Annotated in this window: 22 protein-coding genes and 1 pseudogene; 15 read left to right on the top strand and 8 right to left on the bottom strand. The window is 45.9% G+C overall.

Annotated elements, in window-relative coordinates; genetic code table 11:
- Window positions 1-341: 341 nt before the first annotated feature.
- Window positions 342-830, bottom strand: a complete 489-nt coding sequence (locus tag AC6ESO_RS12340) for a pyridoxamine 5'-phosphate oxidase family protein (protein ID WP_210661234.1) — start codon at window positions 828-830, stop codon at window positions 342-344.
- 616 nt (window positions 831-1,446) lie between these two features.
- On the opposite strand from AC6ESO_RS12340, the gene AC6ESO_RS12345 reads away from it, so the two are divergent.
- Window positions 1,447-1,674: a Spo0E family sporulation regulatory protein-aspartic acid phosphatase gene (locus AC6ESO_RS12345; RefSeq protein ID WP_497091647.1), complete on the top strand. Its 228-nt coding sequence runs from the start codon at window positions 1,447-1,449 to the stop codon at window positions 1,672-1,674.
- An 11-nt stretch (window positions 1,675-1,685) separates the two neighbouring features.
- Here AC6ESO_RS12345 and AC6ESO_RS12350 read toward each other — a convergent pair whose 3' ends face one another.
- Window positions 1,686-2,252 carry a beta-class carbonic anhydrase gene (locus AC6ESO_RS12350; RefSeq protein WP_210661232.1) on the bottom strand — a complete coding sequence of 189 codons (567 nt, stop codon included), beginning with the start codon at window positions 2,250-2,252 and terminating at the stop codon, window positions 1,686-1,688.
- 405 nt (window positions 2,253-2,657) lie between these two features.
- Window positions 2,658-2,942, bottom strand: a complete 285-nt coding sequence (locus AC6ESO_RS12355; RefSeq protein WP_497091555.1) for a hypothetical protein — start codon at window positions 2,940-2,942, stop codon at window positions 2,658-2,660.
- 440 nt (window positions 2,943-3,382) lie between these two features.
- On the opposite strand from AC6ESO_RS12355, the gene AC6ESO_RS12360 reads away from it, so the two are divergent.
- Window positions 3,383-3,730, top strand: a complete 348-nt coding sequence (locus tag AC6ESO_RS12360; RefSeq protein ID WP_497091556.1) for an NTP transferase domain-containing protein — start codon at window positions 3,383-3,385, stop codon at window positions 3,728-3,730.
- A gap of 146 nt (window positions 3,731-3,876) precedes the next feature.
- Window positions 3,877-4,143, top strand: a pseudogene (locus AC6ESO_RS12365) (bifunctional acetaldehyde-CoA/alcohol dehydrogenase); the annotation flags it as partial.
- A gap of 168 nt (window positions 4,144-4,311) precedes the next feature.
- Here the strand turns inward: AC6ESO_RS12365 and AC6ESO_RS12370 are convergent.
- Window positions 4,312-4,884 (bottom strand): Crp/Fnr family transcriptional regulator, encoded by a 573-nt coding sequence (locus AC6ESO_RS12370; protein WP_497091557.1) that lies wholly within the window; start codon window positions 4,882-4,884, stop codon window positions 4,312-4,314.
- Between the two features lie 255 nt (window positions 4,885-5,139).
- On the opposite strand from AC6ESO_RS12370, the gene AC6ESO_RS12375 reads away from it, so the two are divergent.
- Genes AC6ESO_RS12375 through AC6ESO_RS12385 form a run of 3 tightly spaced genes read left to right on the top strand, consistent with a single transcriptional unit; the run spans window position 5,140 to window position 6,697 of the window.
- Window positions 5,140-5,676, top strand: coding sequence for a DoxX family protein (locus AC6ESO_RS12375; RefSeq protein ID WP_497091558.1), 537 nt, complete (start codon window positions 5,140-5,142; stop codon window positions 5,674-5,676).
- 26 nt (window positions 5,677-5,702) lie between these two features.
- Window positions 5,703-6,254 (top strand): hypothetical protein, encoded by a 552-nt coding sequence (locus tag AC6ESO_RS12380; protein WP_497091559.1) that lies wholly within the window; start codon window positions 5,703-5,705, stop codon window positions 6,252-6,254.
- 5 nt (window positions 6,255-6,259) lie between these two features.
- Window positions 6,260-6,697 carry a universal stress protein gene (locus AC6ESO_RS12385; protein ID WP_497091560.1) on the top strand — a complete coding sequence of 146 codons (438 nt, stop codon included), beginning with the start codon at window positions 6,260-6,262 and terminating at the stop codon, window positions 6,695-6,697.
- A 50-nt stretch (window positions 6,698-6,747) separates the two neighbouring features.
- Here AC6ESO_RS12385 and AC6ESO_RS12390 read toward each other — a convergent pair whose 3' ends face one another.
- Genes AC6ESO_RS12390 through AC6ESO_RS12400 form a run of 3 tightly spaced genes read right to left on the bottom strand, consistent with a single transcriptional unit; the run spans window position 6,748 to window position 9,004 of the window.
- A complete protein-coding gene (locus tag AC6ESO_RS12390) occupies window positions 6,748-7,857 on the bottom strand; it encodes a PAS domain-containing sensor histidine kinase (RefSeq protein ID WP_497091561.1) in 1,110 nt (369 codons plus the stop codon).
- A complete protein-coding gene (locus AC6ESO_RS12395) occupies window positions 7,850-8,494 on the bottom strand; it encodes a response regulator transcription factor (RefSeq protein WP_497091562.1) in 645 nt (214 codons plus the stop codon). Before AC6ESO_RS12395 ends, AC6ESO_RS12390 begins: the two co-directional genes overlap by 8 nt.
- A 45-nt stretch (window positions 8,495-8,539) precedes the next feature.
- Window positions 8,540-9,004 (bottom strand): GAF domain-containing protein, encoded by a 465-nt coding sequence (locus AC6ESO_RS12400; RefSeq protein WP_497091563.1) that lies wholly within the window; start codon window positions 9,002-9,004, stop codon window positions 8,540-8,542.
- Between the two features lie 270 nt (window positions 9,005-9,274).
- Here AC6ESO_RS12400 and AC6ESO_RS12405 point away from each other — a divergent pair, with 270 nt between their 5' ends.
- The 3 genes from AC6ESO_RS12405 to AC6ESO_RS12415 all read left to right on the top strand — a co-directional run bounded on the left by AC6ESO_RS12405 (window position 9,275) and on the right by AC6ESO_RS12415 (window position 12,505).
- A complete protein-coding gene (locus AC6ESO_RS12405) occupies window positions 9,275-9,676 on the top strand; it encodes a DoxX family membrane protein (RefSeq protein ID WP_497091564.1) in 402 nt (133 codons plus the stop codon).
- 411 nt (window positions 9,677-10,087) lie between these two features.
- A complete protein-coding gene (locus AC6ESO_RS12410; protein WP_497091565.1) occupies window positions 10,088-11,086 on the top strand; it encodes a type I glyceraldehyde-3-phosphate dehydrogenase in 999 nt (332 codons plus the stop codon).
- Between the two features lie 396 nt (window positions 11,087-11,482).
- A complete protein-coding gene (locus tag AC6ESO_RS12415) occupies window positions 11,483-12,505 on the top strand; it encodes a zinc-dependent alcohol dehydrogenase (RefSeq protein WP_497091566.1) in 1,023 nt (340 codons plus the stop codon).
- 240 nt (window positions 12,506-12,745) lie between these two features.
- On the opposite strand, the gene AC6ESO_RS12420 is transcribed toward AC6ESO_RS12415, so the two are convergent.
- Window positions 12,746-13,900 carry an MFS transporter gene (locus tag AC6ESO_RS12420; RefSeq protein WP_497091567.1) on the bottom strand — a complete coding sequence of 385 codons (1,155 nt, stop codon included), beginning with the start codon at window positions 13,898-13,900 and terminating at the stop codon, window positions 12,746-12,748.
- A gap of 957 nt (window positions 13,901-14,857) precedes the next feature.
- Here AC6ESO_RS12420 and AC6ESO_RS12425 point away from each other — a divergent pair.
- From AC6ESO_RS12425 to AC6ESO_RS12450, 6 genes are all read left to right on the top strand, one after another.
- On the top strand, window positions 14,858-15,958 hold the full coding sequence (locus AC6ESO_RS12425) for an oxidoreductase (RefSeq protein ID WP_497091568.1): 1,101 nt from the start codon (window positions 14,858-14,860) through the stop codon (window positions 15,956-15,958).
- Window positions 15,959-16,171: 213 nt separating this feature from the next.
- The gene (locus AC6ESO_RS12430; RefSeq protein ID WP_497091569.1) at window positions 16,172-17,704 is read left to right on the top strand and encodes a spore germination protein; all 1,533 of its coding nucleotides are present in this window, start codon (window positions 16,172-16,174) and stop codon (window positions 17,702-17,704) included.
- 1 nt (window position 17,705) lies between these two features.
- The gene (locus AC6ESO_RS12435; protein WP_497091570.1) at window positions 17,706-18,893 is read left to right on the top strand and encodes a Ger(x)C family spore germination protein; all 1,188 of its coding nucleotides are present in this window, start codon (window positions 17,706-17,708) and stop codon (window positions 18,891-18,893) included.
- Window positions 18,890-19,105: a hypothetical protein gene (locus AC6ESO_RS12440; RefSeq protein ID WP_497091571.1), complete on the top strand. Its 216-nt coding sequence runs from the start codon at window positions 18,890-18,892 to the stop codon at window positions 19,103-19,105. The genes AC6ESO_RS12435 and AC6ESO_RS12440 overlap by 4 nt, the downstream gene beginning before the upstream one ends.
- A gap of 23 nt (window positions 19,106-19,128) precedes the next feature.
- Complete coding sequence (locus AC6ESO_RS12445; protein WP_497091572.1) at window positions 19,129-20,226, top strand: GerAB/ArcD/ProY family transporter; 1,098 nt, start codon at window positions 19,129-19,131, stop codon at window positions 20,224-20,226.
- A 45-nt stretch (window positions 20,227-20,271) separates the two neighbouring features.
- A complete protein-coding gene (locus AC6ESO_RS12450; protein ID WP_497091573.1) occupies window positions 20,272-20,973 on the top strand; it encodes a Crp/Fnr family transcriptional regulator in 702 nt (233 codons plus the stop codon).
- Window positions 20,974-21,077 lie beyond the last annotated feature (104 nt).

Raw genomic sequence — 21,077 nt, forward strand, 5'->3', positions numbered from 1 at the left:
TTAACTGGTACTCCATCAGAAATAGATTAAAGTCGCTGAGCATGAGCATCAGCGACTTTTTCTATTCATATGACTCCCAGATGTAACTTGACTTACCAAAAATAAGTTATAAATGCTCTCGACAATGGACAATAGTGTCGCGATGGTGAACTTTAGAAACTTAATAATTGATCAAGGTAAAACACAAGCGGATCTAAGTTTTATTGGTAGTCTAAGCATATAACCGTCCAATTGGGTTAGTCCTCAAAAAAGAACCGGCTGTAAATGAACAGCAGGCTCTTTTTTTGGCTCAGATGTGATAGACAGCCTTTCGGTTAATAAAAGCTTTGAGTCACTGCTTACTAATTCAAATTTACCATCTGATTGATATCCGTACCTTCCGTATTTTTGCCCAACAGCCTGCTGAACAGAAACTTGGCCATCTTAAACTTGTTGCCAGTATCCCAATACTCGGCAGTTTCGGCTTTTACCTTAATCAGAACGAGAATCGGATCGTCATAGGTTGTCTCCAGCAGTTTCTCGTAAGCTACGTTCCAAAATTCTTTTATTTTCTCGGTACTGTCCACGAGTTCTGCTTCACCTCGAATGGAGACGAATGATTTACCCGCATATGAAACGTTAACCTGCCGATTGTGGAGCAGTTCTTCAAACTTGCCGGTATCTTTCTTGGTTAGAAACCAAAGGTTACCGTCGAACTCGACATCCTGGGTCTTCATGGGTCGTGAAACCAGTCCATCCTCCGATACCGTTGTTAGCATCGCTATTTCAATGTCTTTAATTAATTCACTTACTTTTGAAATCGCTTCTTGTTTGTTAACAGTTGTCTCCATAGGCACATCCCTTTCTATATTAATTAGTCTGAGGATTATTTTCCCAAGCTCGATCACACTTTATTCATTACAGGGAAAAGAACGCTCCTGAAGGATCGGCATAGCGTTGTCTGGAAAGCGAAGTTTAATAGAGAGGCGGCTATCCCAGGTTCTCTCACGCCTCCACCTTAAAACAATTTTGATGAATTCAATCATGTTTGACACCATTTACATAGGGACCTTCATGATAAACAAAGAGGAACAAGCGAATAAGGGAATTTTGTAAATTACAGAAATCAGCCACCTTGCCAGATTATTGCTGCCGAGGCGGCTTTCATGGTTGGATGAAATTAATGTCAAAACAAGTTAGCTATTACTATACCGTATGCATGAATCTATAATTGAAATTATTTAAGAATATTCGTACCATAAAGGAATCAAACCTTGGAAACGGCATCGACGTCATCCGTCATCAATACCAACGGAAAAACATGGTTTTGGAAACAATTATGTATTTATATCAAACCATGTCCATTCGCTCGAGGATGCAGGCGTTTATTCAAGATACAGAGCAATGAAGTGACACGGAAAAAAGGAACAATCTATAATTTAGAGGGTAAGGTTTGAACATAATAATATCTCTCATTTATCAGGTGATAGAGAGAAGCGTTTAGAATTGGATTCTGTCCGTAAGGAGTATGGGTTATCATCGACATTAACCCTAAAAATATCGAAAGAATTGGATGAACTGCTAAACACCTTTATGTTGTGCTGTATGAAAAAAGCAAGAATATTAATTAACTTAAACAGCCGCCTGTCCAGCTTAATTGCTGCTGAGGCGGCTTTCATGGTTAGATGGGTCTAACATCGAGCTAGTTAGGTATACGTATACCCGTCTATAATTAAATCAAGTTTTCCTGTTTTGGGGTCGATGACAAGACCATGAACCGGGACGTCTTCGGGTAAAAGAGGATGATGTTTGACGGTCTTTACACTAGATTTGACTGATTCTTCTACACTATCGAAACCGTGCAACCATTTATGCAAATCAATTCCAGCACTTTCCAAGGTTTTGAGCTTTTCGGACGAGATACCTCTTTCTTTCATTTTGTTTACTGTCTGGTCAGGGTCAATAACACCCATTCCACAATCATGATGCCCTATTACAAAAACTTCATCTGCTTTTAATTCATAAACTGCCACTATAATGCTTCGCATTACGCTGCCGAACGGATGCAAGACAATTGCGCCTGCGTCCTTGATAATTTTAGCATTTCCTTCTTTTATATTTAAAGCACGGGGCAGCAGATCGACAAGCCTGGCATCCATACAAGTCACGACAACGATTTTTCTATCCTTGAATCGTATTCCTTGGTATTTTTCAAATTCTTTATCCTCGACGAATTCCTTATTAAAATTCAATATTTCATATAAACGTTCCATAATTCATTCACCTCAAATTTTTAATCTGAAAATAATTATACCCGGCGCGGCAAACAAATGCTAATGAATACAGATTTAGCTAGCCGTAAACAGAATGTACTGGAGGTCGACCAGTAAGTTCTTGTGACCTCATAATACGAATGGGTACGAAAGCTTAACAAAGATCGGGTTGCCAATCAGTTGTTGGCCTATTGCGTTAGTGGAGAGAATTTCAAGTGTTGAGTTTTCAATAATTAATTGCTAATTATGAAAATGAGTGTGTCACTGCTAAGTGAAAAGCCTACCCGGATAATATTATGAGCAGGCTTTTATGCATTATCGTCTGTACCACCGTCGCAACTCCTCCAGTGTGATTTGGTTGAAAAACCCATGATTGACCTGTTTTGTTATATTTGAACACGGAGACTAATTTTGAATCAAGTCTTTCGCATGATGTTCAAAACCTAAGTCGTCTAAATCGCCTTTCTCGTCCTTCAATACGTGAATTAAATAGGCTTCTCCTGCTCGAGAGGCTTTGAAAATCAGATGTTCTCTGTCGATGAGTATAGTATCATGGCCGCATTGTTTAAGGCACACTTCCACATCATGCAATGTAGGCATTTGGTTTTCTTCCAGAAAGACAATTCCTCTCAGCAAAGAACTTTTGTCCCCGTGAATAACTTTAAAATGAATAAACTTTTCCTTTAACATGGCAACGTTCACTCCTTCTCTTGTGTGTTTCTCTATATGTTCATATTAATGTGTCAACGTTCATGTTGGTTATCGGGAAGTTCTCTGATCTTTGAAGAGTAAAATCCCTATTTTATGCCCATGTAAATGCGGAAGTTAGCGTAAGCTGTGACATTCATCTTGGATAATTGATGGAACAGACAAACGCGAGCTGTCAATGAACCGGTGGCATTCCGAGAGCGAATAAGTGAAGCGGAAAGCAGACCATTAGCATTTTGTGATTCCAGCAGCATGCAGCGGCTTTTTATCGATTCGTTCGGCAGAGCCGCCGTTTTTTTTCTGATCCTTGCATCATCGGAATCCTTTGAACCCTATGTGAGGTACGACAAAGATCACTTACTGGTTCAGCGAATGAGTCTACAATAGAGGTGTCCGAATAAGATGAAAGGGAGTGCGAGCCTATGCTTTCTGGCGCTATTTTAGCCGGGGGAGCCAGTGAAAAGCTGGAAGGAGGTTTAAAATCTCTCTTCGCATTTAGCGGTATCCCGCTCACTCAACGTCAGATTGGCCGCATGCGGGAACTTTGCGACGAGATTGTCGTCGGCACAGGCGAACCGAAGCTGTGCGTTTCTGCAATAGAAGCCCTGATCCGAGAAGACCGTCCTGCTGTTTATTCAATGCTGGAGCAAGCGAACTGGAAGGCGGTAAACGATTCGTCTTTTCAGGCTAGAGGAATTGCGCTTCATTTTGTTGCAGTGATGAATACGATAGAGGATATTGAAGCCATGAAGCGGATAGCGACATTCTAGGCTTAAAGGGCAAATTTGTGCAGTTGTGATTTATATCATAGTTCGCTGCAGCAATAAGGAATAAGCTTGATCTGTAGCAAGTGGTTCAGAAAGCCGCGGTTATAAGGAGATGAGTGACGATGAAAGCCCAATAAGAGCTTAAGGCCATGGAACAAATATCAGCTCATGAAGAAGTAAATCGAATCGACCGTATTATCCAGCAGATGGCGCTTGCCGGCGTCGATCGGCATATGTCGTTAGCCAAGCTTGCCGTGGAAGAAACGGGACGAGGCGTCTATGAGGATAAGATTACGAAGAACTTGTTCGCTACGGAGTCCATCTATCACAGCATCAAAAATAATAAAACGGTCGGCGTAATCGAAGAGAATACATATGAGCACTATCAGCTTGTCGCTGAGCCCGTCGTCATCCTAAGGTAAAAACGTAAGGGTGGCATCTGCAGCTGCGCAAATGGAAAGGAAGAATAATGATGGCCAATGAAAGAGCCTTTAGCCAAGACGGATATGAACATCCGTCGGTCGAAGGCTCTTCGTTAATTATGGCAGCCATCGGGGATTTCCCGGCGGCTGCGCGAGGCAGAATTACATTTGGCATACTTCAACGGGGCAATAGTCGCACCGGCAGATGTTACGCAAGTGCTGACCTTCCAGTTTGCCGTAAGTGCTGCTTAACGGGATCAATAAAGAGCAGAGCGCGCCGGGCTTGCCGTACATCATCAGGTCGCGAAGGTTGGTTTCCGATATCCGGTGCATAAGACCCATCCACCTCATGAATTCAGTCGCGAGATCACCATGCTGCCAAATTAGCGCTTCCAGATCTTTGCGCTGTATGATGCCGATTCGGCTTTGCTCCGTCGTCTCCGCACCGAAGCAGTGAACCGATTGATTAAACTGATCCAGCTGGCCAAACAGGTCGCCCTTTCGATAGAGGTGAAGGACGAACTGCTTGCCGCTATCTGCTAGCTTGCTGAAGCGGATACCGCCGCTCAGGACGTAATATAGATGATTCGCCGGATCGCCTTCCTGGTACAAGCATTCGCCCTTGGCGTAAGTCTTCCTATACATGATCTCTTGAAGCTTCTCGCAGCTTGCCGGAGAGAAGAATTGTTGAAGGCCTTCTAATTCGGCTGCGCCGGCGGATATATACATCGACATAAGAACATGCCCCCTATCAGAAAACTCATACACTCATCTAATCTCCTGCCCGCCTCCTTGTTTATCGGGGGATATCCTGATCTTTCCGGCGGGAACATCCCTACCTTGAAATAAGAACATCTCTCCGGCATTCTTCGATTTCCCCTAGACAAATAATCAGGAAGCCGGCCTCATTAAATCAGTAGGAATCCCGATAACAATCCGTTTCCATTGCCGATATGATAAAGACAAATAGAACTTGAGGAGCTGGTCGGAATGATGATGAATTGGCTTAGAGGGAACCGTTACGCCGCCATTCTGCTTACTTTGCTAAGAGTATATGTAGGTTGGGAGTGGATGACAGCTGGCTGGCATAAGCTCACGGGAGATAAGGTATTCGATGCAGCAGGTTTCATTCAGGGGGCGATTAGCAAGCCAGTAGTCGATATGGGAACTCACGAGAACATTTATCCCAACTTCGTATGGTTTCTCTCCCATTTTGCGCTGCCGAATGTTGGGATGTTTAACATTCTCGTGCCGTGGGGAGAATTTCTGGTTGGCCTCGGGCTAATTATCGGCGGTTTAACAACAGCCGCTGCATTCTTCGGTCTGCTGATGAATTTCATGTTTATGTTCGCAGGTACGGTCTCGATGAACCCATGGCTCGTGCTGCTTGGCGTTATCCTTCTCATTGCGGGAGCAAATGCGGGACGTTTCGGAGCGGATTACTATTTGCTGCCGGTTATCCGCAAAGCTGTTCATCGTCTAAAACAAGTTCAAATTAAGAAGAAATTTAAAAAAATGCCTATGTAATACAAGGGAAGGGAGATGTGAACCACATGGGACCGGATGAAATCGTCACAAGTGTGGAGCCAAAGCCCACTATGCTAAAGTTGCTTGAAACTTTTCAAGCGGAGCACTTTCAGTTGACGCAGCAGTTCAATCAGTTTTATATAAAAGTATCCGAAGCGGATCGCAATAAAGGCTTCCAAGATGAGGAAAAGAAGGCCTTGATTCACTCGCTGCGGGAGAGTGTCCGTGAATTCGTCAAAATGATGGAGCGGCATGTCGCAAGCGAAGACGAGGAACTGTTCCCAAGTCTGGCTGCATGCTTCACGGAGGAAGAGGTCGTACCGTCATTCCGCTTTTCTTCCCTGCTCATGGAACAATATTTTTGCTCCGCGCGCTCTTATTTGAAGCTTTTTCTCGACGTGTCGGAACCCGGAAGCGATCAGTTCACAAAGAAAGAACTAAATCGAACGATATCACTCTTGCGGGAAGGGTTGATCCTGTTAACGGAGTATTTCAAGGTCGAGCAGCAGCTCATTCTACAGCAGGCGGAACAAAAGCTGCAAACGAAAGACGTCAGCAACGCGAAGGAAGGCGGATGAGAGCAATGGCTATCACCAATTTCAATAAGATATTGATTGCTTATGACGGATCGGAGATGGCTGAGAAATCGCTCAGGCAAGCAATAAAGCTTGCGATGCACAACAATAGGGCCGAGCTGCACGTGCTGCATGCGATCTATGAGACGCCGATTTTTGAAGAGACGGCATACAGGGAAGCCGGCGGAATGAAATATTTGCGGAAAAGCGCGGAAGCGATGATGAGAGAAGTGGAAGAGTCGCTAGATGGCTTAAGCAATCCGGTGTTCGTACGAATCGTCGAAGGGCGTCCGGATAAGAAAATCATTGAGTACGCGCATAGACATCAAATTGATTTGATTCTAATGGGCAGCAGGGGATTAAGCGGATTGAAGGAACTGGTCCTTGGAAGCATCAGCCATTATGTGGTGCAGCATGCTAACGTTCCGGTTTTTATTTATAAATAAACGTCAGAATTCAGAAGAAGCGCCGGTATGCAGCCGGCGCTCCTTCTGGCTTAGAATAACTTCGGACAAACAAGGACGACACGCGTGCCCCGACCCGGCAAGGAATCTATCGTTAGCTCTCCGCCGACCCCTCTTGCACGTTCCTCCATGCTGAATAAACCGACTCCTTTCATATCCTGATTCCGGATAAAACCATTGCCGGTATCGACAATTTGAACCTCCACCCGGCTCTCGGATTCAATTAGCCGGACCTCTGCGGAAGAAACATTGGCATACTTGCTAATATTCGTCAATGCTTCCTGGATAACACGGTAGATGGTCGTCTCGGTTTGGGCGTTCAGACGTTTACGCAGATTGGATTCGAAATTGACCTGTATGGCAGAATGTTGGGTGAAGTTCTCGATATAGGTGCGGATGGCAGGGACGACGCCTAAATCATCAAGCACTGACGGGCGCAGCTCCCAAGCAAGGTTGCGTACCTCCTCCATTACGGAGGAGACGCTCCGACGCAGCCCCTCAAGCTCGGGGCTGCCCTTATCTGCGATGATGCGATCCAGCTGGATGAGGAGGGAGAACATATTCTGGCCGACACCATCGTGAAGCTCGCGGGAAATGCGCTTACGTTCTTCTTCCTGGATGTTCATGACTTGCGTCATAAGAAGCTTCAACTCTTCCTCGATTCGTTTAAGCTCCGTCACTTCGTTCCGAATCGCCAAGTATTGATAAGGGTTCCCGGATTCATCGAGGAAGGGGACGATCGTTGTATTGACCCAGTAATAAGTGCCGTCCTTCGCTTTGTTTCGTATATCGCCCTTCCACACTTTGCCTGAGGAAATCGTTCCCCATAGTTCGCGAAAGAAAGCTTTGTCATGGTTGCCCGAATTGATAATTCGATGATCTTTTCCAAGCAGTTCATCCCGGGCATATTTGGAAATCTCGCAAAATTTATCATTCACATAAAGAATAACGCCGCGCGCGTTCGTCACGGCAACAATGGAGGATTCATCCAGAGCGAACCTGAGATCGTTCAGCTGTTTGAGCGACTGCTGAAGGTGGTGGCGGAACGGAGTTTCTTCCAGCTGTGCTTCGATTTGTTCGAGGAGCTCTCCGACATTTTGTCCGATTACCGAGGAGAAGAATCTGTTCACTTCTTTATTCAAAGTTCAACAGCCCTTTCTTCATCGCAAATTTGACCAACTCTGGTCTTGTTTTCAAGCTGAGCTTTTCCATCAGGTTGCTCTTATGCGTTTCCACTGTTTTGACACTGATAATCAGATTCTCGGCGATTTCCTTATTGGAATACCCTTTCGCAATCCAGCTTAAAATTTCTTTTTCCCGTTCGGATAAGGATTGGGAGCTTTCGCCATGCTTGGCTCTGTCCAAATATTCGCTCATGAGCCGCTTGGTCGCTGTGGGATAGAGGTAGGCATCTCCTTGGGCAATCGTTTGAATCGCGTTTATCAATTCTTCGTGAGGCGCGTTCTTTAATATATACCCGGAGGCGCCCGCATGAATCGCTCTGAACAAATACTCATCGTCATCATGCATGGTCAACACAAGGATGAAGCAAGCGGGAAGGTGTTTCTTCAGTTCGGAAGTTGCCGTGAGGCCATCTTTGCCGTGCGGCATGCTTAAATCCATGAGAACGACATCCGGTACAAGGCTGAGCGCTTTCGCGATGCCTTCGTCGCCATCCGCGGCTTCCCCGATAACTTCCATGCCATTGTTCGCATTCAAGAGTGTCATTAATCCGGATCTTACGATTGCATGATCGTCAACGATTACAATTTTTATCATGATGCTCCTCCCAACAGTAGCTTTTAAATAAACGTATGCTGCTTGTTATTTTCTTAGCTCCTCGCGATTCATTTGAGAAAGCAAAGCGTTCAACCCATTTGCTGCCTCCGTGATCACCGTTATATGTTTCTTTTCGTATATGCGGTCGCAGCGGTCCCCAATTAAGAGCACGGCGCCAAACTCGCTTCTACTTGTGATAGGAACTGCTAGGGCAGATCTTAAATGCTCCAGTCTCATGATGGCATATTCGCATTGAAGCCTGGCTCTCTCCACAACTTCAATTGTTGCATCGACGCGGACGGGGCGACCGAGCTTTATGACGAGTCCAGCTATGTCGCGGTTCGGCCGAATTAGCAGATCTTTATAGCGCTGGCTTCGGTTGCCGCATGCAAATGCCCACCGGATGCGGTTCGGTTCGTACTCATGTAGAGCCAACGCGCAGTAATCGCTATTTGTCGCGATGCGGACTGCAGTTAATTCATTTTGGATCTTTTCATGTAAAGGGCCCATTACCTGTAGTCACCTCATTCTATAAGGCATAGAGCGTGTTGTATGGCTCTTATAAGTATATCGTTTTCTTATGTAATTGTAAGTCAGGGAATCCCCTGAATCTAGTAGAGGCAAGGCTTTCATCCATGTCAGGGAAAGCTTCTTGCGGAGAGAGTTAATTCCTGAATCATGTTCAAGATTTATTCCTCCTAATATCCGTGTTTCTACCGATAACAAGAAGAACTTGCCGGAGGTATGTTGGAATCAACAAATAACGAGGAGCTGGTTGAAATGATGAAATGGCTTAGAGAAAACCGATACGCGGCAATCTTGCTGACATTAGTTCGATTCTATGTGGTCTGGGAATGGCTGACTGCAGGCTGGCACAAGATTAACGGTGGCAAAGCATTGGACGCGGCAGGCTTTATTCAAGGGGCGGTAGCGAAGCCGGTCCTGGACAGCAAGAGTCACGACGCGGTATATCCGCATTTCATAGCTTTTCTCAAGCACGTCGCGCTGCCGAATGTGAAAGTATTCAATATACTCGTCCCGTGGGGGGAGCTGCTGGTCGGAGCGGGATTGCTGCTCGGCGCGTTAACGACAGCCGCTATTTTCTTCGGGCTGACGATGAACTTCGCCTATATGTTCGCATGCATGCCTAAAGCTCTCAACATTTCATGTATAAATATGTAAAGTGACTGTTGCGGATATTCTCAGTAATTAAGAAAATCACGCTAATTAATAAGCCCTTTAGAAAATGCTTTCTCATTATTTGTGAAAGCGACCCTTGATAAATCTCGCTTTTCCCTTAGTCTATTCTCACCAATTCTGGCGTCACACAAAATGCGATATTCCTTAATTCTTTAGACTTATTTCAGAATTCGTTAGAAAAGTTTATTAGAAATCCTTAGAAAAGAAACGCATGCACTGTTGTGTATGAAAATACATAATCTGTCGCTTATGGACCATTGCGCTGCTGGGAATCGACGGCCTAGGCATGGACGAAATCAGGTTGACAGGAAATGGGCCAACGTTGGAATTCTGGCAGCCAAATAGCATACACTATACCCGTCGAAAGCAATATGCAAATGGAGGCTGTAAAAAATGGGTAATATTGCGATTTTCGGATTTGGCCGCATCGGCAGACTGCTGCTGCGCGTCGCGCTTCAGGACAGGCTCTTCGTTCCGGTTTCGGTATCGGATATCAAGGACGAGGGCACGATTGCCGCGCTATTTGAAGTAGATTCCAATTATAAACGTTGGCACGAGGACGTATCTGCTCAAGACGGTGTGATGGTCATTGGCGGACGAGAGATACTTTATATTAATGCCTCTCAGGAAGTGCCGGACTGGAAGGCGCTCGGCGTGGATCTTGTCGTCGATTGCACGGGCCGCGCCGTCGTCCGTTCTGTAGCGCAGGTGCATCTGGATCGCGGCGCCAAACGCGTCTTGATCAGCGGGCCAAGTAAATCCCTCGACGATTGCGATGCGGTGCTGCTGAAGGGCATCAACCTTGATAGCTTCGATTCCGATAAGCACCGGATCATCAGCATGGCCAGCTGCACGACTAACGCCTTGGCCGCCGTCGTCAAATTGGTCAAAGAAAACTACGGGATCAAATTCGGACTATTCTCCACTGTCCATTCCTATACCAATACGCAATCGTTAACGGATCAGCCGATGCGCGACCGCCGGGACTCGTGGGCGGCGGCAGAGAACATCATACCGTCTTCGTCTGGCGCAGCTAAGGCGCTCAAGTTCATCTGGCCGGACCTGAAGATCACGGGCAAAGCGTACCGCATACCGACGCGCACGGGCAGCATCGCTGAGCTGAACCTAATCACGGAGAAGCAGTGCTCGGTTCAAGAAGTGAACGATATGTTCCGCCGCGCCGCGCTGGAAGGCGACTTGAAAGGCGTCATGGACGTACTCGAAGGCGAATGGGCGTCGTCGCGAATTGTCGGCGACCCGCATACGTCGATCATCGATCTGCCGCTCACTCACGTGGAAGGAGAGCTTTTGTCCGTCGCTACATGGTACGACAATGAATGGGGCTTCGCTACGCGTCTTGCGGAGGTTGCCGCATTCTTGGCGAGCAAATAACGGAGACTGTCCCGGCACGCCATTTCAGTGACTGGAAAATTGGGATACAGGATTATTTAGGATAAGCAAAAAGAAGATCGTTTAAAAAAGAGGAGCCGGATATTTATTCGCTTCCTTTTTTTTTTTGAATGTAATATCGCTAACTTCCTGTCGCTAAGTAAACCCATGCAGCATTAAGAGGTTACTCAAGAATGAAGCCCTGACTATCGTTGTTTTGCTTGCGCTAAAAGAAGAGTCTGAGTGTTGCTTGCGATTTAATGGTGTGGTTTCCGTCAATCACATTGAATCTTGAATTGTAAAGCATGGCGTAATATGAGACTATCCATTTCGGAGTAAAGGTTTATAATGGACTTGTCATAAATACAAGAATACGGATGGTCCAGGGAGGATAAGAGGTTGAAAACAAAAGCGTGGTATGCTAAGGCGCCGTTTCAATTTGAACTTCGTGAAGGAGAGCTTGGGGAGATCAGTGACGACGAGGTATTGATTCGTGTCAAAGCTTGCGGCATATGTGGAACGGACATGACCAGCGCGAAATCGTCCGCAGTAGATTGGGAACCGATTGGGCATGAAATCGCTGGTGTTGTTGTTCGAAAAGGCGCGCGTGTCGACCATGTGGTAGAGGGCGCCTCAGTTACGTTGGAGACGAGCACGTTTTGTCGGATGTGCAAATGGTGCCGGGACGGGCGTTATGATTTGTGCAATAAGGGGCCGAGTTTCTGGGGTAGGAATTTCTCAATGGGATTCGCCGATTATATCGTCGCTCCAAAGGAAGTCGTCGTTCCGTTCGAAGGGTTGTCCTTCGCTGTTGCCTCTCTAGTGGAGCCGCTTGGCGTGGCGGTCGACCTTACGGAGACCGTTGACATTCAAATGGGCGATGATGTGTTGGTACTAGGGCTTGGACCTATCGGCTTGATGGCGCTTCGCCTCGCGAAGCTACGTGGCGCGCGTAAAATCTACGCGGCGGCCCGATCCCACTCGGTTAAGCGAATCGAGACGGCGCTCGCATTCGGCGCGGATGAAATCATTTATACGGACAAGACGCCTCTCGAGTCATACATATTCGACCGGGAGGGAGTGGACCGCGTGCTTGTTTCAGCGCCACCGTCGACGATTCCATCCGCGTTCAAGGCAGCAAGGAGTGGCGGCGTGATCGGCTTCATCGGCATTGAGTATGGCGCTGGAGCGAGTATTACGTTCGATGCGAATGAATTCCATTTCAAAAAGCTGCAGTTGAGAGCGTCTCATGCGACCCCCGCGTTGTTCTTTCCTAAATGCATTGAACTGCTGAAGTCGGGAGCTGTCAATGGCGATGCCCTGATCTCACACACATTCGCTCTGGAAGAGTTCCCGGCCGCGATGCAGGGGCTGCTTGACGATCGCGGGTCGGCGGTCAAGATGGTCATGGTCAATGAGTAGGAATATGAAATTGTATTTTATCTTATATTATTAATCGAGCTGAAGCAAAGCCGGCTGCGGGAATACCGCAAGCCGGCTTTGCTTCAATTGCTACCATTAATGATCACAAACACATTTGGTATATCAAGGGTTTCTGTGATGAAATCTCATTATCTTGCCTGAAGGCAGTCCCTCATTTTAGAATTTTTTCTCAACAAAGCTGTATTCGAGAAGATGTTTAAAGCTAATTTAAGGAGAGCGTTAGTTAGGCAAGCTCTTCTTCAAATCATAGCGTTGGACTCTCCATACGATCATAATCACTCCAAGGGCCAGAAGGATGATACCGCTCCAGGCAATCTGTTCAAGTCCCAGATAGGAAATAAATAAACCTCCTACAAAAGTGCCGAGCGTGATGCCAAAATTAGTGAAGGATACAACTAAACCATTGGAAAACTCAGGTGCATCGGTAGCGATGGATGTAATCCATAACTGAGTAAAGTTTAGGCCGATGGTGGTGATAATGCCCCAAAGCAAGACAAGCAAGGCCATTGGAATCGAATATCGGCCAAAGAAATCAACCATCAAGTAAATAAAACCGAAAACAAAGGGGAAAATTAAGGCGGTTCTTATCATGTTTTTACTAAAAACATATCCGGCTACTAAATTGCCAATCATACCGCCAACACCATATACGATCAACATCAAACTGATTTGTTTTCCTGACATATGAGTGATTTGACCCAGGTATTCAGCAAAGTAGCTGTATACGGAAAATACGCCGGACATAATTAAAGTAGAGGCGATTAAACTAAGCCAAACTTGAGGTCGTCTCAGTATGCCAAGTTGTGTTGAATAGGACATTTTCCCATGTACAGGCATAGAAGGAATAAAGGCCGCAATGCCTATCATTGCAAGTGCGTTAATGGCTCCCGAGAACAACAATGCGGATCGAAGGGAAAATACGTCTGCAATAAAAGTGGTGACCGGAATACCAAACACGAGTCCAGCGGTAACCCCCATAAATACTTTACCAACGGCCTTCATACTTTGCTCTTTATTTACCGAATTGGCTGCGGCAATAAAGGCGACTGAGAAATAAACGGGATGCAAAAAGGCCGGAATTATTCTAGCAATGATTAAAATCGGATAGTTAGGAGCAAAAGCACCAACAACACTGCTTAGAACGAAAATGGATAGTACTGCAACCATCATTTTCTTATGATTGATGCCCGAAAACAACAATGTCATAAACGGGCCAAATAACGCGATGACCAATGCGAATAGACTGACCAGCAAACCAGCTTGAGAAGCGCTGATTCCGTAAACATCAGACACTTGAGGCAAAATTCCTACGATGCCAAGCTCAGTATTGATAATTCCAAATATGCCAAAGGTGATCATAAACAATCGGAACATTCTAGGTTATCCCCTTTTCTAAATAAATATTAATCGAACTTACATCCAAGCCGCGTCCGGCAACAACCAAAGTTTAATACGATCTCCGCATAGGCAGCAGTAAGATAGATTACAATGGAATTTTCCAGATTCGAACAGTAGTTTTGCGTGTCGATTCAATAGAAAAGGAGCCGTCCACATATGGAAGGCTCCTGTTTATTGTTGTCTCTTCATTTCGCAAACAGTCAGATATACTATTTGATTCTATTAGATGGATGCTTTGTGCTGTGCAATGGCAATCGTGAGTACCAGCCCTTATGACTATTCGGACCCGAATGTATTACTTTACCGCTTGGATTTATGATATTGAACTTCCGTAAGTTAGATTACAGATATATGTCGCATGCTGAGCTAAGATGAGCACATAACAAGGAGGGATGCACAATGAATAGAATTGAAAATCAATTCTCCTTCGGTTACAGACTTCTAAAGTAATCTACATTACTGAGAAATCATCCATTTAGGGTTATGATTACTTCATCCTTTTGGAGGTTCCAAAGGAGCTGCAGCTGCAGCCGAAAAAGTATCAACGTGAACCGCCAAGTAAATAATTATCGCGGTTAAAGATAGGATTCGAACAACGCTAGAGGAGGAGTCAATAAGTCCAATTGAATATTCGATTCAAAGCAAAACCGGGAAAAAGAAGAATTCAGCAAGGAGCTATCTTCCCTTATCGAAGACATGTCATCCGAGCAAGCATTCATCAGCGCCATTGTCTTCGATGACCTGGATCAGCCGGATGACTTGGTCATTATGAAACATGGCAAGGCACGCGAGATAGCTGGATTGCGGTATAAATCCTTGAACTTAGGAACAGATTATTTATAATCCACTGGAGAAACATTGTCGCGCCAGACCTTAGAGACTTAGTGATTTTTTGGGAAAAATAACTTTTTGACATAAAAGGAGATACTTTTCATGACAACACCTAAAAAACTTCTTTCCACATATAATCTAGGAAATCTTACCTTGAAAAACCGAGTAGTCCTTGCCCCGATGACTCGCATTTCTGCCGAAAAGAATGGTAATGCAACCGATAGAATGGCGCGATATTATGAAAGCTTTGCTGCGGGTGGATTTGGTCTTGTGATTACCGAAGGAACATACCCAGATGAAGAATACAGTCAAGGATATAGTCATCAACCAGGAATCGCAAATGTTGAGCATGTCGGAGCATGGAAACAAGTAACTGAAGCTGTTCATGCAAAGGGTAGTAAAATTATAATGCAAATTGCCCATGCCGGTGCTCTCGCTATGAGTAATATTTATAAAAATGGGACAGTGGCTCCTTCGGCCGTGAAGCCATTAGGTGAGCAATCACCAGCATTTGGAGGGGAAGGCGACTATTTAACGCCGAAGGAACTTACACGAGAAGAAATCAAAGCTATCATAGCGGAGTTTGCGGAAGCAGCTTTAAGAGCCGAGCAAGCAGGGTTCGACGGGGTAGAGATTCACGCGGCAAGCGGTTATTTATTGGACGAATTTTTGACGGATTTCACAAACCTACGTGAAGATGAATATGGCGGATCAACTGAGAACCGTGTGCGCTTTGTAGCCGAAGTTATTAGAGCCGTTAAGGAGAAAGTTGGTCAACGTATGGTTGTCGGCGTTCGAATATCGCAGGCTAAAGCCAATTACTTTGCGCACAAGTGGAACGGTGAAGAAGACGCCCGAATCATTTTCGAAGCCATTGGCGCAGAAAAGCCCGATTATATCCACACCGTTGAATATAATGCCCATTTACCGGCCTTCGGGGATAGCGGTTCAACACTAGCAGAATTAGCGAAAAAATATGGAAATACAACAGTTATTGCTAATGGGCAACTGGATCAGCCAGAGGATGCCGAAAGGGCGCTGGAGGCAGGTTCCGATTTGATTTCACTAGGAAAAGCCGCGCTAGCTAATCATGACTGGGTGTACAAAGCAGAGAACGGCCTTCCGATGGAATCATCTTTAGATAATATTTTGGCTCCTACACCTAATCTAAAGGACGAAGAATTGTATGTGCATGCGAAGTAAAGAATATCCTTATTGAAGAAATAACGAGACTAATATGAGGATTTGTACAAAAACACGGCCTATGGGTCGTGTTTTTGTTATTTGGAGAACTGGAGGGGAATGCTAGTTGATAGCGATAGGTGGTACAACGGCATTCTACGGATACATAAAAATCAGGTAGGATGGGGAAGTTATTCCTGCGGCATAGTTTACATAAACTGGGGGGGGACTGGGATGGGTTTTGGGAGGAGAACAAAGGTACCGAAGGTCTTCCTGGATAAATCAACCTTACATCAGAGCGAACGTCTCTCCTCTTCTCTCGAAGAAAACAAAACCAAACTTCATGCAATCTTCGAAAGCTGCGCTGATGTTGTCTTTCGCCCATTTTATATTGGCGGGCAACAACACGCCTTCCTTCTATATATTGATGGATTAATCGATAGTGCGCAATTGGATGAATCGCTGTTAAAGCCACTCATGTCTAGTACGCCTTCCGAAATGCCCAATGATGTTCCAGAACTTCTTCCATTCCTTCAAAATCGTCTCATCATGATTTCCCAAGTGAAACAGACGGCGGAATTGGTTCGGATTGAACGCGAGATACTACATGGTTCAGTAGTGATATGCGTGGACAACCAGGCAGAAGCAATTGTAGTCGGCTTGCCGGGAGGTAACACGAGAGCCGTTGATGAGCCTGCTTCCGAAAGTACTGTACGCGGTTCGCGCGACTCGTTCACCGAAATTCTTAGCACGAATACGAGCTTGATCCGCAGAAGAGTTCGATCCTCCCGCTTGAAAATCGAAATGCTCACGGTCGGAGAAATCACGCGAACCGACGTAGCCATCGCCTATTTGAAAGGGATTGCGAACGAATCCACCTTGCAAGAAATAAAATCGCGAATTCAAGATATTGAAATTGACGTCGTGCTGGAATCCGGATACATCGAACAATTAATCGAAGAGAAAACGTACTCCCCGTTTCCTCAATTTCTCGTGACGGAACGCCCCGACTATCTCGCCGCCGCCTTATTGCAAGGGCAAGTCGCGATTTTTACTGATGGCTCCCCGTTTGCGATCAGCGCTCCGATGACGTTCTGGGGGTTTATGCAGGCCGGCGAGGATTATTATGAACGCGTGCTGTATATTAATGCCATTCGAGTGATCCGGTTTATCTTTGCCATGATTGCATTACTGCTGCCTTCTCTTTATGTTGCGCTTACGACCTTTCATCAGCAAATGATTCCGACGAATTTTCTGCTTAGCATAGCCGCGGCTCGCGAAGGGGTTCCTTTTCCGGCGTTGATTGAAGCCATGCTAATGGAAGTGACGTTCGAGGGCTTAAGGGAAGCCGGCGTCCGCTTGCCGAAGCAAGTGGGACAGGCGGTCAGTATCGTTGGCGGTTTGGTCGTCGGTCAAGCTGCGGTGCAGGCAGGCATCGTGTCCGCTCCGATGGTAATTGTCGTGTCCTTAACGGGCATCGCTTCGTTTACCATCCCGCGGTATAATTTCTCCATCGCTTTCCGGATGTTACGGTTCCCCTTGATTATCCTTGCAGGCATGTTCGGTCTTTATGGCATTTCAATTGGCTTGGTGTTGATTTTAGTCCATCTCAGCGGGTTGAAGTCTTTCGGGGTTCCTTATCTGTTCCCGGTGGCACCCGTTACCTTGCAAGGCCTCAAAGACGCGCTGTTCCGCGCTCCCTTGTGGACGCTGTATCTCCATCCGCAAACGGTCGGCAAGAAATTAAGAAGAAAGGGGAGCGGCTGATATGCCTGCGCGCATGCTTCTCTTGCTTCTGTTCGTACCGCTGCTAAGCGGCTGCTGGGATCGGGTCGAAATGAACGACATCTCTTTTTTTATGGCTTCGGGCTTGGATTTATCGGAAGACGGAAGATTGAAAGCGACGATTCAAGTACCGATTCCCGCGGGAGTCGGCGGCGAGAGCGGCAAGGCGTCGACTGGCACTTTCGGAAAAACGTACTATGCCGTTTCGGCCATCGGCACGAACATTTTCGATGCTGAGAGACAAATCCAGCAAAAGAATTCCCGCCATTTCTTCAAAGGCCAGCGCAGAGTCGTGTTTATTGGCGAAGCGCTTGCGAGGAAAGGCATCCAAGATATTTTGGACAACTATGCAAGGGATCCGAGAAGCAGGTTGCGGACTTATATTGTCGTGGCGAAAGGCATCGAAGCATCCCAGCTCCTTCAAAACGATCATCCCACCGAACGTATTCCGGCAGATGAAGTTCGAGAGCTGGAACGTTCCGGAGTCGGCACATCCGTGACGTTCCGCGACTTCTTGATGACGCAAGCCAGGGATGGAATCGTGCCCGTGACGGGAGCAATCGAGCTGGTGCCGCCTTTGGTGGATCCGAGTAGTAGCGCGGCATCCAAATTCAAAATGTTCCGACTTTCCTCGACGGCCGTGTTCAAAGACTATAAATTAATCGGTTACTTAAACGACATTGAAACGCGAAGCCTGCGGTGGATCAAGAATGAATCCAAAGAAGAGCATTTCGGAGATACGCTTACCGAACTTAGCGGAAACATCGGCATTGTAATGAATGACCTTAAATGCAAAGTCAAAGTAACCATGAACGGCAACCATGCGCGGGTACGCATCCAGCTTCGGGGCACGGGCTCGATCAATGAATCGAACGTCAATTTGAAGCTGAGCCGATTGTCGAATATGACGCTCATCGAAAAACGATTCGGTGAATTAATTTCGCGGCAAACGTTGAAGACGGTGAAGAAAGCCCAGACCGAATGGAAAGCCGACATTTTCGGGTTTGGATTGCATCTGCATCAATTTCATTATCAGACGTGGAAGAAGGTTCGTACGCAATGGGATACGATTTTTTCCGAAGCCGACGTCGACGTAACGGCTGAAATCAGCCTCCACCGAGCCGGAATCATTGGGAATTCCTTTGAGCATCAAGGAGCGGAGAAGAAATGATCATGCTCTCGCTGCTGTTTTTGTTGGGATTTGCATCCATGGCAGGGATTCAATTTCGCTATATGCGCCATTCGGCTTCCAAAATAGACGTGATGATCGTTTCGATCCTTTTACTCGGCTCCGCATTGTTGGGATTTCTAATGATTTGGCATGTATCAATTCTCAGTCCGTCGGTTCTTATCAAGAAATGGTTGCTGTTTCTTGTTGAATGAACCTGCTGGAAAGGTAGGTTTCAATGGAGACTTATGGACCGAATGATCGGATTTCGAATTTGGAACTTTGGATACTCATGTTCGTGTTTACGATGGGCAGCTCGCTTAATTTGCAGATCGGTTACGTTGCAGGACATGATTCATGGATATCAGCCATCCTTGGCACGATAGCGGGGCTAGGAATCAATTGGATTTACGCATTCTTATGTCAGAAATATCCGCAAAAATCATTAGTCGAAATCGCGCACATCTTATTCGGGCCATGGCTCGGCAAATTGGTCGGTTTATTGTATACCTGGTATGGCGTTTTCCTCGGGGCCTATGTGTTGCGCAATTTCACGGATTTGGCGGGAGCCGTTCTGCTGCCGAAAACGCCTTCCTTAATCGTAGGAAGCATTATGATCTGCGTGGTTGGCTGGACGGTATTCAAAGGGGTGGAGGTCATATGCAGATGCGCGATGATTTTAATGGTGCTTACCGTGGTTTCATCCCTCCTGATTCAACTATTATTGATACCGGATATGGATCCAAAGGCAGTACTGCCGGTCTTAGAAAGCGGCTGGACGTCCATCTTCAAAGGTGCTGGACAAATCGCCACCGTTACTTTCGGAGAGACCGTTTTGTTTTCCATGCTCATTCCATATGTCAATCGGTCGGCCTCCATGCAGAAAACCGTCCTTTCCATGGTTGCCGTAGTGGGGACGTTCATTGTCGTTCAGGTTTTCGCCGTTATCATGGTTTTAGGGGAAATCATGAACAACCAGCTGTTTCCCAGTTATACCGCTTTGACGTATGTCGGGGTCGGAGACTTCATTGAACGCATCGAGCCGTTCGGGTTTACGGCGTGGATTTTCAATGAATTTACCAAACTATGCGTCTGTTTATTTGCAACGACCTTAGCCTTCTCGCAGACGACCGGCAGTCGGGATTACCGATTTTATATTATCCCCCTTGGGCTGCTGGTTCTTATCGGATCCATTATTATTCATCCCAATCAGCTGGATCTCGTCGAATTCGTAAAAGATATTTGGCCGCTGTATTCGGTACCTTTTCTGATTCTCGTTCCGTTGTGCATGCTTCTCGTCTCTATGATGAAGCGAAAAAGCTGGAATTTGAAATAGCGTGGCACCATAATTCCCTGGAAAATGGGAGGAATTACATTCACGATGTTAGATAAACGCTTATATTTATCAAAGATGAGCATCTTTGAAGTATTGACCCCTGATGACTTGGCGGAGCTTGATCATATTTCGCCAATGACCCATTTTAGTCCAATACCTAAAGGAAGCTTAATACAAACGCCTGAAACAGCTAAAGACGGGCTGTTTTTTCTTAAAGAAGGTAAACTTCGTTTGTATAGAACGAATACGGAAGGTAAGCAATTTACTCTAGCCATTTTGGGCAAAGGCAATGTTTTCGGAGAGATCGACACGTTCTCTTTTGGGACGAAAGAACTTTATATCGAAACGATTGAGGAAACCTTGATTTGCTCGGTGCCAAAACAAGATTTTGAACATTTCTTGGCAGGGCGTCCGTTACTCGCTATGAAAATGCTAACGGAATTGAGCAAGATTCTTAAGGAGCGGGATGGCATGCTCGAGAAGATAGCACTTGGCGATGTCCGGGATCGCATTCTCCATTTATTACTCAAGCTTTCTGAACGATTTGGAGTAGAGGATGGAGAGTATGTAAGGATTGACTTGCCGTTAACGCATCAGGAAGTTGCCAATATGGTTGGGGCCACACGCGAGGCAGTCTCTGTGATTCTGAAGACGCTAATGAGGGATAGTGTTATTCAAACCGGCAGGAAATCGATATCCATTTCGCCCGTAAAAGTAGCTGAAATACTGGAGTTGACTTATTCGTAAAAGACTTATTTTTGAGGAGCTTTCTCGGCAGAGAGGGCTCTTTTTTGTCGTTGCATGCGTGTTCGAGGGTTTATCTAATTAACTTATGCATCCATTAGTTCTCT

Source organism: Paenibacillus rhizoryzae, assembly GCF_059686995.1.

Coding starts and splice junctions, on each gene's coding strand:
- AC6ESO_RS12435 (WP_497091570.1), top strand. CDS start 17,706: ATGCCTGCGCGCATGCTTCTCTTGCTTCTGTTCGTACCGCTGCTAAGC.
- AC6ESO_RS12430 (WP_497091569.1), top strand. CDS start 16,172: ATGGGTTTTGGGAGGAGAACAAAGGTACCGAAGGTCTTCCTGGATAAA.
- AC6ESO_RS12370 (WP_497091557.1), bottom strand. CDS start 4,884: ATGTCGATGTATATATCCGCCGGCGCAGCCGAATTAGAAGGCCTTCAA.
- AC6ESO_RS12355 (WP_497091555.1), bottom strand. CDS start 2,942: ATGTTAAAGGAAAAGTTTATTCATTTTAAAGTTATTCACGGGGACAAA.
- AC6ESO_RS12410 (WP_497091565.1), top strand. CDS start 10,088: ATGGGTAATATTGCGATTTTCGGATTTGGCCGCATCGGCAGACTGCTG.
- AC6ESO_RS12450 (WP_497091573.1), top strand. CDS start 20,272: ATGTTAGATAAACGCTTATATTTATCAAAGATGAGCATCTTTGAAGTA.
- AC6ESO_RS12375 (WP_497091558.1), top strand. CDS start 5,140: ATGATGATGAATTGGCTTAGAGGGAACCGTTACGCCGCCATTCTGCTT.
- AC6ESO_RS12340 (WP_210661234.1), bottom strand. CDS start 830: ATGGAGACAACTGTTAACAAACAAGAAGCGATTTCAAAAGTAAGTGAA.
- AC6ESO_RS12380 (WP_497091559.1), top strand. CDS start 5,703: ATGGGACCGGATGAAATCGTCACAAGTGTGGAGCCAAAGCCCACTATG.
- AC6ESO_RS12440 (WP_497091571.1), top strand. CDS start 18,890: ATGATCATGCTCTCGCTGCTGTTTTTGTTGGGATTTGCATCCATGGCA.
- AC6ESO_RS12420 (WP_497091567.1), bottom strand. CDS start 13,900: ATGTTCCGATTGTTTATGATCACCTTTGGCATATTTGGAATTATCAAT.
- AC6ESO_RS12385 (WP_497091560.1), top strand. CDS start 6,260: ATGGCTATCACCAATTTCAATAAGATATTGATTGCTTATGACGGATCG.
- AC6ESO_RS12395 (WP_497091562.1), bottom strand. CDS start 8,494: ATGATAAAAATTGTAATCGTTGACGATCATGCAATCGTAAGATCCGGA.
- AC6ESO_RS12425 (WP_497091568.1), top strand. CDS start 14,858: ATGACAACACCTAAAAAACTTCTTTCCACATATAATCTAGGAAATCTT.
- AC6ESO_RS12350 (WP_210661232.1), bottom strand. CDS start 2,252: ATGGAACGTTTATATGAAATATTGAATTTTAATAAGGAATTCGTCGAG.
- AC6ESO_RS12360 (WP_497091556.1), top strand. CDS start 3,383: ATGCTTTCTGGCGCTATTTTAGCCGGGGGAGCCAGTGAAAAGCTGGAA.
- AC6ESO_RS12400 (WP_497091563.1), bottom strand. CDS start 9,004: ATGGGCCCTTTACATGAAAAGATCCAAAATGAATTAACTGCAGTCCGC.
- AC6ESO_RS12405 (WP_497091564.1), top strand. CDS start 9,275: ATGATGAAATGGCTTAGAGAAAACCGATACGCGGCAATCTTGCTGACA.
- AC6ESO_RS12445 (WP_497091572.1), top strand. CDS start 19,129: ATGGAGACTTATGGACCGAATGATCGGATTTCGAATTTGGAACTTTGG.